The organism is Arthrobacter sp. zg-Y750 (genome assembly GCF_020907365.1).
Taxonomy (GTDB): Bacteria; Actinomycetota; Actinomycetes; order Actinomycetales; family Micrococcaceae; genus Arthrobacter_B.
In genome coordinates this window covers 168,538-182,087 of record NZ_JAJJOC010000001.1, presented here as the reverse complement: position 1 = coordinate 182,087, position 13,550 = coordinate 168,538, and the positions used below count along the sequence as shown (strand labels likewise).

The 13,550-nt window shown below is 67.7% G+C and carries 14 protein-coding genes; 5 read left to right on the top strand and 9 right to left on the bottom strand.

Translation table 11 applies throughout. The features are described from left to right. Window positions 1-45 precede the first annotated feature (45 nt). Window positions 46-501, top strand: coding sequence for a Sec-independent protein translocase TatB (locus LOC57_RS00790; RefSeq protein WP_227925021.1), 456 nt, complete (start codon window positions 46-48; stop codon window positions 499-501). Window positions 502-519: 18 nt separating this feature from the next. On the opposite strand, the gene LOC57_RS00785 is transcribed toward LOC57_RS00790, so the two are convergent. From LOC57_RS00785 to LOC57_RS00775, 3 genes are read right to left on the bottom strand one after another with little or no spacing between them, the layout of a single operon-like run. After that, window positions 520-1,704, bottom strand: coding sequence for an Mrp/NBP35 family ATP-binding protein (locus LOC57_RS00785; protein ID WP_227913620.1), 1,185 nt, complete (start codon window positions 1,702-1,704; stop codon window positions 520-522). A gap of 3 nt (window positions 1,705-1,707) precedes the next feature. After that, window positions 1,708-2,295, bottom strand: coding sequence for a DUF1003 domain-containing protein (locus LOC57_RS00780; protein ID WP_227913621.1), 588 nt, complete (start codon window positions 2,293-2,295; stop codon window positions 1,708-1,710). Beyond that, window positions 2,288-3,574 carry a magnesium transporter MgtE N-terminal domain-containing protein gene (locus LOC57_RS00775; protein WP_229957563.1) on the bottom strand — a complete coding sequence of 429 codons (1,287 nt, stop codon included), beginning with the start codon at window positions 3,572-3,574 and terminating at the stop codon, window positions 2,288-2,290. The genes LOC57_RS00780 and LOC57_RS00775 overlap by 8 nt, the downstream gene beginning before the upstream one ends. A 118-nt stretch (window positions 3,575-3,692) precedes the next feature. Here LOC57_RS00775 and LOC57_RS00770 point away from each other — a divergent pair, with 118 nt between their 5' ends. Beyond that, window positions 3,693-4,577: a general stress protein gene (locus LOC57_RS00770; RefSeq protein ID WP_229957561.1), complete on the top strand. Its 885-nt coding sequence runs from the start codon at window positions 3,693-3,695 to the stop codon at window positions 4,575-4,577. A 76-nt stretch (window positions 4,578-4,653) separates the two neighbouring features. On the opposite strand, the gene LOC57_RS00765 is transcribed toward LOC57_RS00770, so the two are convergent. Beyond that, complete coding sequence (locus LOC57_RS00765; protein WP_229957598.1) at window positions 4,654-6,222, bottom strand: aminopeptidase P family protein; 1,569 nt, start codon at window positions 6,220-6,222, stop codon at window positions 4,654-4,656. Window positions 6,223-6,360: 138 nt separating this feature from the next. Between LOC57_RS00765 and LOC57_RS00760 the strand changes: the two genes are divergently transcribed. Further along, window positions 6,361-7,218 (top strand): PHP domain-containing protein, encoded by an 858-nt coding sequence (locus tag LOC57_RS00760; protein WP_227913624.1) that lies wholly within the window; start codon window positions 6,361-6,363, stop codon window positions 7,216-7,218. A 20-nt stretch (window positions 7,219-7,238) separates the two neighbouring features. Here LOC57_RS00760 and LOC57_RS00755 read toward each other — a convergent pair whose 3' ends face one another. Together LOC57_RS00755 and LOC57_RS00750 are read right to left on the bottom strand one after the other, a co-directional pair. After that, entirely contained in the window at window positions 7,239-8,135 is an 897-nt protein-coding gene (locus tag LOC57_RS00755) for a DNA-methyltransferase (RefSeq protein ID WP_227913625.1), read from the bottom strand. An 18-nt stretch (window positions 8,136-8,153) separates the two neighbouring features. Further along, complete coding sequence (locus tag LOC57_RS00750; protein WP_442860697.1) at window positions 8,154-9,818, bottom strand: DEAD/DEAH box helicase; 1,665 nt, start codon at window positions 9,816-9,818, stop codon at window positions 8,154-8,156. A gap of 402 nt (window positions 9,819-10,220) precedes the next feature. Here LOC57_RS00750 and LOC57_RS00745 point away from each other — a divergent pair, with 402 nt between their 5' ends. After that, window positions 10,221-10,931, top strand: coding sequence for a ferritin-like fold-containing protein (locus tag LOC57_RS00745; protein WP_229957557.1), 711 nt, complete (start codon window positions 10,221-10,223; stop codon window positions 10,929-10,931). Window positions 10,932-11,026: 95 nt separating this feature from the next. On the opposite strand, the gene LOC57_RS00740 is transcribed toward LOC57_RS00745, so the two are convergent. Genes LOC57_RS00740 through LOC57_RS00730 form a run of 3 tightly spaced genes read right to left on the bottom strand, consistent with a single transcriptional unit; the run spans window position 11,027 to window position 12,222 of the window. Next, window positions 11,027-11,326 (bottom strand): hypothetical protein, encoded by a 300-nt coding sequence (locus tag LOC57_RS00740; RefSeq protein WP_227913628.1) that lies wholly within the window; start codon window positions 11,324-11,326, stop codon window positions 11,027-11,029. 11 nt (window positions 11,327-11,337) lie between these two features. Then, window positions 11,338-11,562, bottom strand: a complete 225-nt coding sequence (locus LOC57_RS00735) for a DUF3107 domain-containing protein (RefSeq protein WP_227903616.1) — start codon at window positions 11,560-11,562, stop codon at window positions 11,338-11,340. A 45-nt stretch (window positions 11,563-11,607) separates the two neighbouring features. Then, window positions 11,608-12,222: a TetR/AcrR family transcriptional regulator gene (locus LOC57_RS00730; RefSeq protein ID WP_227913629.1), complete on the bottom strand. Its 615-nt coding sequence runs from the start codon at window positions 12,220-12,222 to the stop codon at window positions 11,608-11,610. A gap of 119 nt (window positions 12,223-12,341) precedes the next feature. Between LOC57_RS00730 and moeB the strand changes: the two genes are divergently transcribed. After that, on the top strand, window positions 12,342-13,532 hold the full coding sequence (gene moeB / locus LOC57_RS00725) for a molybdopterin-synthase adenylyltransferase MoeB (protein WP_229957555.1): 1,191 nt from the start codon (window positions 12,342-12,344) through the stop codon (window positions 13,530-13,532). The last annotated feature ends 18 nt before the right edge of the window (window positions 13,533-13,550 follow it).

Sequence of the window (13,550 nt, the reverse complement as noted above, 5' to 3'; positions counted from 1 at the left end):
GCCCGAAAGTGGCTTGCTGATCCCGGGAAAAGGTAGTCTTCAAGAGTGGTAGGAATCAACGGTTACGAGTTCATTATCCTGGCGATACTCGCCGTAGTGATACTGGGCCCCGAACGCCTGCCCGAATATGCCTCCCAGCTGGCCAGGCTGGTCCGGGAAGTCCGGCGGATGGCCAGCGGTGCCCGCGAGCAGCTGCGCGAAGAGGTTGGCCCGGAAATAGACGAGGTGGACTGGCGGAAGCTGGATCCCCGGCAATACGACCCGCGGCGCATCATCAAGGAAGCGCTGCTGGATGACTTCGAAGACGCCGCGCAGGCCGCGAAGGGCCGGCCTCCGGCTGCCCGGGCGGGTTCTGCGCCTGCCCCCGCACCGCAGCCGCCGACACCGGCTTCTGCTTCCGGTGCCGCACCCGTTCCGGCGGCTGCCCGCCCGCCGGCCGTCAAACCCCTCGAACGCCTGGCGCCGGGAGAACCGGCGCCCTTCGACATCGAGGCCACCTGAGTCCTGCGGCGATCGCCCCTACGCGGGGCTGACCCCGAGGTTCCGTCCGGCCAGTCCGCGCGGCCGGTGCGCCAGGTTCCGCGCAATCCGGCGCAGTTCCGCCGCAGCGGTGCCGGCAGCAGTTCCGCCTGCCGCAGCGTCATCACCGGCCAGGCTTTCCAGCCCGTCCAGGGCCACCGGGCGTCCGCCGTCGCCGCCTTCCCGCAGGGCGACGTCGAGCGGGATGCTTCCCAGCAGCGGTACCGGGTAGCCGAGGGTGCCTGTGAGCCGTCCGGAGACGGCGGCGCCCCCACCGGAGCCGAAGACCTCAAGGCGTTCCCCGCCCGGCAGGGCCAGCCAGGACATATTTTCAATCACTCCGGCAACCTTCTGCCCGGTCTGCTTGGCCACGCTGCCGGCACGCTCGGCTACGTCGGCGGCGGCGCTCTGCGGTGTGGTCACCAGCAGGATCTCAGAGTCCGGGAGCAGCTGGCCAACGGAGATTGCAATGTCGCCGGTGCCCGGCGGAAGATCGAGGAAAAGCACGTCCAGGTCACCGAAGTACACGTCGGTAAGGAACTGCTCCAGCGCCCGGTGCAGCATGGGCCCGCGCCAGGCCACGGGCTGGTTGCCTTCGACGAACATACCGATGGAAATGGTCTTGATGCCGTAGGCCACCGGGGGGAGGATCATTTCATCCACGCGGGTGGGCGGACGGGTAATGCCCAGCAGGCCGGGCACGGAGAAGCCGTGCACGTCGGCGTCGACAATCCCCACCCGCAGTCCGGTGGCCGCCATGGCTGCGGCGAGGTTCACGGTGACGCTGGACTTCCCGACACCGCCCTTGCCGCTGGCCACGGCGTAGACGCGGGTCAGCGAACCGGGACGGTTGAACGGAATGGTCCGCACCGGATCCCCTCCGCGCAGCCGGTCCTTCAGCGCATTGCGCTGCTCAGGGGTCATCACGTCCAGGCCGACGGCCACGCTGCTGACACCGGGCACGGCCGCCAGCGCATTTTCGACGTCGGTGGTGATCGTGCCGCGCAGCGGGCAGCCGGCGATGGTCAACAGCACTTCGACGCGGACCGCGCCCGACGGGTCCACTGTGACGCCCTTGAGCATGCCTAGTTCGGTGATGGGCCGGCGCAGTTCCGGGTCCTGGACGGTATCCAGGGCACGGAGCACCTGCGCTTCCAGGTTGGAAGCCGGTTCGGATACGGGCACGGGCTAGTGTTCCCTTCCGCCGGGATTCAGTTTGGGCATGGCATCGGCCGTCTCCGGGGACCGGCGCCGGCGGCGGTTGGTTCCGCCGTCGTCGTCATTGGCCTCCAGCAGTTCTTCCAGCAGCCCGCGGATCTCGGAGCGGACGTAGTCACGGGTGGCCACCTCGCGCAGTGCAATGCGAAGCTCCGCGATTTCCCGGGTGAGGTACTCGGTGTCCATCAGGTTGCGCTCGGCGCGTTCCCGGTCCTGGCGCACCGAAACACGGTCGCGGTCATCCTGCCGGTTCTGCGCCAGCAGCAGCAGCGGTGCGGCGTAGGAGGCCTGCAGGGACAGCATCAGGGTCAGCACGGTAAAGCCCAGCGCGGCGCTGTCGAAGCGGGCAGCTTCCGGACCCCAGGTGTTCCAGGCCAGCCACACCAGGCAAAAGACCGTCATGTAGACCAGGAACTGCGGGGTACCCATAAACCGGGCGAAGTTCTCCGTGGCATGGCCGAACGCGTCGGGGTTCGGGGACAGCCGCGGCAGCCACCGGGTGCGTGCAGTGCGGGGAGTGTCGAGGCCGCGGGTTGTCGACTTGATCTTTTCAGCCATTTGTCCTTCCCTGCTGCGTTATCGGGCCGGTCTCATCGGAAACACGCCAGTCGTCCGGCAGCAGGTGGTCGAGCACGTCGTCCACCGTCACCGCCCCGACCAGGCGCCCGGTGTCATTGATGACCGGCAGAGAGTTCAAGTTGTAAGTGGCCAGCATGCGCGAAACCTCGCTGATGCTCGCGTAGTCCCGGACCGGTTCCAGGTCCGTGTCCAGGATGTTGCCCAGGGCCTCCGGCGGCGCCGACCGCAGCAGTGCCTGGATATGCACAACGCCCAGATACTTGCCGGTGGGCGTTTCCAGCGGCGGCCGGCAAACGTAGATGGAGGAGGCGAGGGCAGGGGTGAGTTCCTCCCTGCGCACGTGCGCCAGTGCTTCCGCCACCGTTGCCTCCGGCGGCAGGATGACCGGGACCGGAGTCATCAGCGAGCCTGCTGTGTCCTCTTCATAGTTCAGCAGCCGGCGCACGTCGCGGGCGTCCTCGGGCTCCATCAGCTGCAGGAGCTCTTCCTTCTGCTCCTCGGGCAGCTCGTTGAGCAGGTCCGCGGCGTCGTCGGGGTCCATCTCCTCGAGCACATCCGCCGCGCGCTCCACGTCCAGGGATTGCAGGATCTGGACCTGGTCGTCGTCGGGCAGTTCCTGCAGGACGTCCGCCAGGCGTTCGTCCTGCAGCTCGCTCGCGACCTCGATGCGGCGCTTGCCGCTCATTTCATGCAGGGCGTCGGCGAAGTCGGCAGCCTTGAGGTCATCGTTCTGCGCGACGAAGGAGGTGGCAGCCTGCGGACCGGAGGTATCCCAGTGGATGATGTCCTTCCAGTCCACAATCATCTGCTCGCCGCGGCGGCGCAGGGGCCGCAGGCGCGATTCCTGTCCGCCGCGGCGGACAAAGAGGTTGGAAACGTGCCAGTCGCCGGCCCGGTTCTGCTCAATGGCGATGTCCTCGATGGTGGCTGCTCCGCTGCCGTCGCGCAGTTCCACGCGGCGGTCGAAGAGCTCGCCGACCACCAGCATCTCCGCGCCGCGCTGCTCGAAGCGGCGGAGGTTGACCAGGCCGGTGCAGATGATCTGTCCGGGGTCCATGGAGGTAATGCGGGTCAGGGGCACGAACACACGCTTTTTGCCCGGCACTTCCACCACAATGCCCACGGCCTGCGGCGGGCGGCCGGGACCCCGGTCGAGCACGACCGCATCGCGCAGCCGGCCGAGCCTGTCTCCGAGGGGGTCGAAAACGTCAAGGCCAAGCAGGCGGGCGATAAAGACGCGGGTAGGATTTGTGCTCACCATATAAGGCTACTTTGTAGCCGGAGCTAACGGCGTATTAAGAGGTACGACGACGGCGCCCCGTTCACTGCAAGCGATACCTCCCCCGTCCCGCGCCGGAATGCGCGAGAATGGAGCAATGTCGAACCTATTTGGTGCCACACCTCCGCGTGAAGCGGCCCGCAGCTTGCCCAAGGGCGAAACGGTGGGACGCTACACGGCCTACCTGGACGCGCAAAAGGCGGTTGACTACCTGGCGGACAGCAAGTTCCCGGTGCAGCTGGTTTCAATTGTGGGAAACGAGCTCAAATCCGTGGAGCGCGTCACCGGCCGCCTGAGCTATCCGCGCGTGGCCCTGTCCAGCGCCGCCACCGGCGCTTGGTTCGGCCTGTTTGTTGGCCTGGCCCTGATGCTCTTCGGCGGCAGCGCCGCCGCCATCTCCCTGATTCCCTCCATGGCCCTGGGCGCCGTCTTCTGGCTGCTCTTTGGGGTGTTGGCCTATGCCCTGCAGCGCGGAAGGCGTGACTTCACGTCCACCAGCCAGGTCATTGCCACCAGCTACGACGTGATTGTGGCGCCGGAGGCGGCCAACGACGCCCGGCGCCTGCTGCACCAGCTGCCCATGGTGGGCCAGGCCGGCCACCCGCAGGCACCCCGCAACCAGCAGCAGCCCGGCGTGCCGCCGGTCGGGCCGCCGGCAAGCGGTACCGGACAGGCACCGGAACGCCCCTCCGGCTGGACCAACCCGTACGGGCGCCCTGCCTCAGACTCCGCCCCGGCGGATCCGAACAGGCCGGGCCAGGCGCCGGCGGGTGAACAGGAACCGGTCAGTGGAAGCACCCGGCGCGGCCAGTTCCCCGACCTTCCGGACGGCCGTCCGCAGTACGGCGTTCGCCGCCCGAACGGGCCGGTTTCAAACGGCCAAAGGCCAAACGGGCAGGAGAACCCCGGAACGGCTCCGGACCCGGCCGGCAGCCACGCCCTGCAGCCGGGCAACGGCGACAGCGGCCAGCCGCGCCAGTAACCTCACCGCCAACAGATAAGGCCCGCATCCTTTCGGATGCGGGCCTTATCTGTTGGCGAAACTATTCCGGGATGAACTACTCGGCGGCGTAGATGCCGGCCATCCAGTCCTCGACGTCGTCGGGGTTGCGCGGCAGGGCGTCACTGAGGTTCACGGGACCGTCAGCGGTGATGAGGATGTCGTCTTCGATCCGCACGCCGATGCCGCGGTACTCCTCCGGAACCGAAAGGTCGGTGTCCTTGAAGTAGAGGCCCGGTTCAATGGTGAAGACCATGCCCTCGGTGATGGTGCCGTCCAGGTAGAGCTCGGCGCGGGCCTGCGCGCAGTCGTGCACGTCCATGCCCAGGTGGTGGCTAACGCCGTGCGGCATCCACCGGCGGTGCTGCTGGCCTTCGGGGGACAGTGCTTCCTCCAGCGGCACGGGCAGCAGCCCCCAGGCATCCAGGCGCTCGGCCAGCACCTTCACGGAGGCAGCGTGCACGTCGCGGAACTTGGCGCCGGGCTTGGCGGCGGCGAAACCGGCGTCGGCGGCGTCCAGGACGGCCTGGTAGACCTTGCGCTGGACCTCGCTGTACGTGCCGTTGACCGGCAGGGTGCGGGTGACATCGGCGGTGTACAAGCTATCGGCTTCCACGCCGCCGTCGAGCAGCAGCATGTCACCGGCGTTCACGGCGCCGTTGTTGCGGATCCAGTGCAGGACCGTGGCGTTGTTGCCGGCCGCGGCAATGGTGTCATACCCGAGGTCGTTGCCCTCTTCGCGGGCGCGGGCAAAGAAGGCGCCCTCAACCACGCGTTCCCCGCGCGGATGCGAGATGGCCCGGGGCAGTGCCTTGACCACTTCGGTGAAGCCGTTGACTGTGGCCGCCACGGCGGCCTTCATCTGCTCGATTTCCCACTCGTCCTTGACCAGGCGCAGTTCGGAGAGGGCCTCGGTGAGCTCGCCGTCCAGTGCGTCCAGGGCGCTGAGGTCGGCGTTCTCCGGGTCCAGGGCGGTGTTGTAGCGGACGGTGTCCACCAGCGCGTCCACCATTTCGTCCACGCCGCGCGGCAGGCGGACGGAGATGCCGCCGAACTGCGGGTCGCCCACGTTGCGGGTGATAGCGGTTTCAGCCTCGTCCAGGTGCCGGGTAGGCAGGTCCAGCATGGTGCTGACCGCTTCAAGACCAAGGCGGTCCCCGATCCAGAAGGAACCGTAGCGGGCGTTCGAGTAGAACTCGTCACTGTCAGTGCCGGCCAGCGGACGGAAGTACAGGACGGCAGTGTGGTTGCCGCCGTCGTCGCCCGTGCCGGTTTCCACCGGTTCCATCACCAGGACGGCGTCGGGCTCGCGGTCCAGCCCCAGGCCGGTCATGTGCGCGAAGCCGGAGTGCGCGCGGAAACGGTAGTCCGTGTCATTGGAGCGGACCTTCAGCGGGCCGGCCGGAATCACCAGGCGTTCGCCCGGGAAACGTTCGGACAGCGCACGGCGGCGGCGGGCTGCGAACCCGGCGACGGCGTCGCGCTCGGGAAGGGCGCCGGATTCGGGGGCCCAGCCGGAGGACATGAACTTCTTGAAGGCCTCCGAGGAGGGCCGCTGGGAACGGTTGTTGACCCGGTCCTCCAGCGGCTGGCCTTCGGAGGGCTCGGGCAGGGTGTTCTCTGTCATTGTCTTCTCGGGGAAGGCGTTAGCGTCTGTAGTCACCCTTCCATGGTCTCACCGCCCCGCGGGGCGGCAAAACACCCCGCACGTACGTGCCCCGTCCGCGCGGACGGAAGCCAGGCGCGCAGGGCGTAGATTGTAAGCGTGAGAATCGACCTGCACACCCACTCCAGCGTGTCCGACGGCACCGAACCTCCGGCCGATGTACTGGCCGCGGCCGCGCGGGAGGGACTGGACGCCATCGCGCTGACCGACCATGACACGACAGCGGGCTGGGAGCCGGCGGCGGCGGCGGCCCGGAAGCTGGGGATCACCATGGTGCCGGGCATGGAGGTGTCCTGCCGCAGCAGCGAGGGAATCAGCGTCCACGTGCTGTCCTACCTGCATGATCCGGCCCACCCAGGCCTGCTGGAGGAAATTGCCCGCTCACGGGCGGCCCGGGTGTCCCGGGCCGAATTGATGGTGAAGCGCCTGGCGGAGGATTTCCCCATCGACTGGGATGCGGTGCAGGAGCAGGTGGCGCCGGGAGCGACCATCGGGCGTCCGCACATTGCCGACGCACTGGTGGCAGCCGGCGTGGTGCCCAACCGCTCGGCGGCGTTCAGCGGCATCCTGACTGCCCGGTCCCCGTACTTCGTGGCGCACTACGCCCCGGATCCAGCGCGCGCCGTGGAACTGGTGCGGCAGGCCGGCGGTGTGCCGGTGTTCGCGCATCCCGTGGCTTCCTCCCGCGGCCGGGTGGTGGGGGAGGGAACGTTTCACGAGATGATCGACGCCGGCCTGCTGGGGGTGGAGGTCAACCACCGGGACAATCCGGAGGCCGGGCGGGACTGGCTGCGCCGGCTGGCGAAGGACCACAACCTGCTCGTCACCGGATCCAGCGATTACCACGGCACGGGCAAACCGAACCGGCTGGCGGAAAACACCACCGACCCCGCGGTCCTGGCACAGATCGCCGGACTTGGAACCGGCAGCGCCCTGGTCGGGGATCTGCCCGGCTGACGGCCCGGGCGGCGGCAGCGCTAGTTCCCTGCGGCCGGCAGCGGTTCGCCCGTTTCGGCGGAAACCACCGTGGCCGCGGTGCCCAGGCGCCGGGCCATGACCTCGATGGCCTGCGGGTTGGCATCCACGCAGACGAACCTGCGGCCCAGCTTGGCCGCCACCGCGCCCAGGGTGCCCGACCCCGCAAAGAAGTCCAGCACCCAGTCGCCTTCGCGGCTGCTGGCCGCTACTGCGCGGCGCAGCAGGCCCTCCGGTTTCTGCGTGGGATAGCCGGTTTTTTCCCGGCCGGTGGGGGACACAATGGTGTGCCACCAGACGTCGGTGGGCAGTTTGCCCAGTGCCACCTTTTCCGGTGTCACCAGCCCCGGGGCCATGTACGGTTCCCGGTCCACTTCGGCATTGTCGAAATGGTACTTATCCGGGTTCTTGACGTAGACCAGGATGTTGTCGTGCTTCGCCGGCCAGCGGTTCTTCGCCCGTCCGCCGTAGTCGTAGGCCCAGATGATTTCGTTGAGGAAGCAGTCCCGGCCAAACAAGGCGTCCAGCATGACCTTCGCGTAATGCACTTCGCGGTAGTCCAGGTGCACGTAGAGCGTGCCGTCGTCGGCCAGCAGCCGCCACGCCTGGGCCAGCCGGGGCTCCAGGAACGCCCAATAGTCCTCGAAGGCGTCGTCGTAGCTGGAAAGCAGCCCTTTGACCGTGCTGTAGCTGCGGCCCTTGAACCCGACCCGGTCCCCGCTGCCGTCAATGCTGCGGACCATGGTGGTCTGCTGCCGGCGCTGGGCCCGCCCCGTGTTGAAGGGCGGGTCCACGTAAATCATCGTGAAGGAGCCGTCCGGCAGGGTCGGCAGGAATTCCGCGTTATCCGCGTGAACCACCAGCGACCCGCCGTCCGGCGTCCACAAAGGGATGCTCATAGCCGTGCTGCGGCTCGGCTATTCAGCGGCCGGGCTGGAGTTGCCGACTACCTCGCCGTTGCGGCGGCGCGTCCGGCTGCGGCGCGGACGGTCCGCGGCGGTGCCTTCGGCAGCCGGTGCTGCTGTGCGTGCTTCGGCCGTGCGCGTCTCGGCGGCGCGGTCGGTGCTGCGGGACTCGGTGCTGCGTGACTCGCCGGAGCGTGACTCGCCGCGCTGGGATCCTTCGCGCTGGGATCCTTCACGCTGGCCGCCGCTGCGTGCACGGTCAGAGCTGCGGCCGGAGGTGCTGCGTCCACCCTCGCGGGACCGGCTGCGTCCGCGGTCAGCCTCGCGGGAGGTACCGCGTCCGCCGGACTTGCCTGTTTCGCCGAGGTCCTCGATCTTCTCGGCATCGATGCCGGCGTGGGTGCGCTTGTTGCGCGGCAGGCGTCCCTTGGTGCCTTCGGGAATGTCCAGGTCCGTGTACAGGTGCGGCGAGGAGGAGTAGGTTTCCACCGGCTCCGCCTGGTCCATGCCCAGGGCCTTGTTGATCAGGCCCCAGCGCGGGACATCGTCCCAGTCCACGAACGTGACGGCCGTGCCCTTGTTGCCGGCGCGGCCGGTGCGGCCCACGCGGTGCAGATAGGTCTTCTCGTCTTCGGGGCACTGGTAGTTGATCACGTGGGTCACGTCGTCGACGTCGATGCCGCGGGCGGCGACGTCGGTGGCCACCAGCACGTCCACCTTTTCGTTGCGGAAGGCGCGCATGGCCTGCTCGCGGGCACCCTGGCCCAGGTCGCCGTGCATGGCGGCCACGGCGAAGCCGCGGTCCACGAGCTCTTCGGAAAGCTTGGCGGCGGTGCGCTTGGTCTTGGTGAAGATGATGGTCCGGCCGCGGCCGCGGGCCTGCAGGATGCGGGACACCACTTCGCTCTTGTCCAGGTTGTGGGCCCGGTAGACCACCTGGCGGATGTCCTTCTTCGTCAGGCCTTCATCATCCGGATCAGCGGCGCGGATGTGGGTGGGCTTGGTCATGTAGCGGCGGGCCATGGAGACGACGGCGCCGGGCATGGTGGCGGAGAAGAGCAGGGTCTGGCGCACTGCGGGGGTGGCGGCCATCAGGGTCTCCACGTCCGGCAGGAAGCCGAGGTCCAGCATTTCGTCGGCCTCGTCCAGGACAACAATGCGCACGTTCTTCAAGGAGAGCTGCTTCTTGTTGTAGAGGTCGATCAGGCGGCCGGGAGTGCCGACCACGATTTCGACGCCGGCTGCCAGGGCCTCGATCTGCGGTTCGTAGGCGCGGCCGCCGTAGATGGTGACCACGCGGGCGCCGCGGCGGCGGGCCGCAGTGGTCAGGTCTCCGGCCACCTGGACCGCGAGTTCGCGGGTGGGAACCACAATCAGGGCCTGCGGGGCGCCGGGAACGGCGAGGTCTGCGTAGCCCTCGTCTCCGGGGGCCACCACGCGCTGCAGCGCCGGGATGCCGAAGCCGAGGGTCTTGCCGGTACCGGTTTTGGCCTGGCCGATGATGTCGTGGCCGCCGAGGGCAACCGGCAGCGTCATGGACTGGATGGGGAAGGGGTGGGTGATGCCGGCATCCGCGAGGGACTCCACAATGTCCGCGCGGACGCCGAAGTCGGCGAAGGTCAGTTCGGGAATTTCCGCCGCCTCGGCCTTGGTGGCCAGAGTGTCGGCAACCTTCAGTTCTTCGGTGCTGTCATCAGCTGTGAGGTGACGATCGTCAGCCTGGGAAAGTTCAGTGTTCAATTAAATACCGTTCAGTTTAGGCAGCGCGGGGCACCAGGCTCGACGAGTGGCTGATAGATACAGCCCATCCCGGAGCGGATGGCACGCACGCGGTGCGTCCAGCGGAAGCCGATCGCGGGCTAACAACTGCGGGCCGCCTAGTGCTCCGTTGGCTACGGCGGCGGCCGAAAATTCAAGATCGCGTAGGGTTTGCGGGTCTGGTCAAAGATTCAAAAACGACCGGGCATCCAATAACTACACTCCCAGTCTACCCACACCCCCTGGTCGTCAGCGCATGCCGCGCCGGTGCAGGCGCCGCCGCTGCGCCCGGGATACCTGCGGGAAGGTACGCTGGCGGGTATGACTAACGGGCACCATTCGGACCTGCCGGAGGTTGCCTCCGGCCCGGCAGCCGCCGGCGAGACCTATCAGCGCTTCCTGACCGATCTGTTCGGGGCCATCGCCTACGGGCAGCTTTCGGCCTTTGAGCGCATGTCCTCCGACGCCCGGTTCTCGCCCACCCTGCATGACAGGGCAACGCTGGGACGCCTGGCCGTCCACGAGTACGCACACTTCGAACTGATCTGCGAGCGGCTGAGCGCCATGGGAGTGGACCCGGAAGCAGCCATGCGGCCTTTCCAGCCCTCCGTGGATGCCTTCCACGACCGGACCAGGCCCGCCGACTGGTACGAGTCGCTGATGAAGTTCTACGTTACCGACGCCATCTCCGACGATTTCTACGCCGCCGCCGCCTCGCGCCTGGACGCCGAGACCAACAGCCTGATCCAGGGCCTGAAGGCCACCGAGCAGCCCGGCGAAATCCTCCTGTCCCGGCTGCGGGAAGCGCTGGCGGATGACCCCCGGCTGGCCTCGAGGCTGGCGTTGTGGGGGCGGCGCCTGGTGGGCGAAGCACTCACCCAGGCACAGCGCGTGGCGATCGAGCGGGCCTTCCTGGCCGGGCTGGTCGACGGCGGGGGACAGGAAGTCCTCGACGCCGAGATCAAGCGCCTTACCGCCCAGCTGACCCGCAACCACTCAAAGCGCATGAGCCTGCTCGGCCTGACCGCCTGAGGCGCAACCCAAAAAACCCGGAGAACCAAGCACAGCGGGAGGCGGCGCATCGCGCCGCCTCCCGCGGAAGTTTTGCTGAAGCGTTCTACCGTGCGTCAGAGCCGCAGGATGCGTTCGGTCTCCGATGCATCTGCGGCCCCGCGGCTGCGGCCGATGGGAACGGCGGCAACCATGGGAGCCAGGACGGCTACGGCCGCCGGAACGGCCCAGCCCAACCAGTCAGCTTCGAAAGACGCCGCGCCGGCAGCCTGCAGCCCCAGCCACGTCAGCAGGGACGCAACTACGGAGATGCCGGGGAGCAGGAGGGCACCGTACCGGTCGCGGTGCCGGTCGGCAGCCCATACAGCGAAGCCCGCGGCCAGGGCCACCAGCGTAACGAGGATCAGGCTCAGCATGGGGACGCGGGTTAGAGGGCGCCGAAACCGACGCGGCGTACTTCCTCGGCACCGATTTCCACGTAGCCGATGGAGGCGCCGGGAACGACGATGAGCCGGCCCTTGACGTCCTTGAGCCGCAGCAGTGCGCCGCTGGCCAGGGACTGCTCCACGGCGTCGGCAACTTCATCGGCGCTCTGGCCGGACTCGAAGACAATTTCGCGGGCTACGTTCTGAATGCCGATTTTTACTTCCACCGTGGTGCCTCCTGTTAACGATTAAGAACTAATTCGAAATCTACTCTAGATCTCTTTGGGGAACCGGCTGATTCCGCGCCAAGCTAAACGGTAAACCAGCTCGGACGCGGCATCGATGTCCAAGTCGCCGTCGGTTTCCAGCCAGTACCTGGCGCTCACCTGCGCCATGCCGGCCAGGGCACGCCCGAGCAAGGTGGCCTCCACCTGCGAAAGCTTGGTGTCTTCGGCAATCACCCCGGCAATGCTGCTGGCGAAGCGCGCATTGAATTCCTCGATCCGGGCGCTGACCTCTGCGTCCGAGGTCAGGTCGGACTCGAAAACCATCCGGTGCCCCTGGCTGTCCTGGGCCACGAAGCGGAAATAGGCACGCATGGTTTCCCGGACGCGCAGCTTGTTGTCCGTCGTGGATTTCAAGGCGGTGTCCAGGAACTCGGTCAGGGTGTTCAAATGGTTGTCCAGCAGAGCCATGTACAGCTCGCGCTTGCCGGGAAAGTGCTGGTACAGCACGGGTTTGCTCACATGCGCCGCTTCGGCGATCTCGTCCATGGCGGCACCATGGAAGCCGTTGCTGACGAACACCTCCTGGGCTGCGTTCAGCAGCTGCCGGCGGCGTTCCTCCCTGGGGAGTCGGACCGGTTTGCCGGCTGCTTGGTTACTCACTGGTGGACCTCTCAACAGTTCCGGAGCACTGAAGCTGCACGGACAATGACCATTAGTTTACCCACGGGTCTTGGCGGCGACAGGGCCAACGGCCATACCCGTGGCTTAGATTGGACTTCATGACCATAGCAAGCACGCCCCACTCCGCGGGCCGGCTGCCGGCCCTGGCGGCGCCGGGCGGGGAACTGACCCGGGAAGAAACCGAACGCTACTCCCGGCACCTGATCATCCCCGGGTTCGGGGCACCCGCGCAGCGGCGGTTGAAGAACGCGAAGGTGCTCGTGGTCGGGGCCGGCGGGCTGGGCTCGCCGGTGCTGCTGTACCTGGCCGCCGCGGGCGTGGGGACCCTGGGCATCGTGGACGACGACGTCGTGGACGTTTCCAATCTGCAGCGCCAGGTGATCCACGGGGTATCCGACGTCGGAACGCCGAAGGCAGAATCCGCCGCGGCAGCCATTGCCGAGCTGAACCCGCTGGTGCGCGTCATCCTGCACCGGGAGCACCTGGATAATTCCAACGCGCTGGACATTTTCGCCGGCTATGACCTGGTGGTGGACGGTACGGACAACTTCGCCACCCGCTACCTGGTCAATGACGCCGCCGAGATCCTGGGCAAGCCCTATGTATGGGGCTCCATCCTGCGCTTCGACGGGCAGGTCAGCGTGTTCTGGGGCGCGCACGGTCCCACCTACCGGGACCTCTTCCCGCAGGCTCCGCCGCCCGGTTCGGTACCCTCCTGCGCGGAAGGGGGGGTGCTGGGAGTGCTCTGCGCGCAGATCGGGTCGGTCATGGCCAACGAGGCCATCAAACTGATCACCGGCACCGGCCGCACCCTGCTGGGCCGGGTCCTGGTTTTCGACGCCCTGGACATGAGCTGGCGGGAGCTGAAGGTGCGCCGGGACCCGGCGGCAACGCCGGTCACTGAGCTGGGCGATTACCAGGCGTTCTGCGGGATCGCGCCGCCGGAGCCGGCGGACCCTGCCGCCGAGGTGGATGTGGCGGAGCTGCATGAGCTGCTGGCGGAGCGGAACGCCGGGCTCCGGGACTTCGAGCTGCTGGACGTGCGCGAACCGGGGGAGTACGAGATTGTACGCATCAACGGCGCCCGGCTGGCGCCGCGGGCCTCGGTGCTGGCGGGGGAGATCCGGCCTGAGCACGGGCGGCCGCTGTACATCCACTGCAAGTCCGGCGGACGGTCCGCGGAGGTGGCCGCCTACCTGCGCAGCGAGGGCTACCCGGAGGTCTACAACGTCAGCGGCGGGATCCTGGAATGGGTGCGCAGGGTGGAGCCGGAAAAACCGGTCTACTGAGGCGCAGCCGGCATCTGC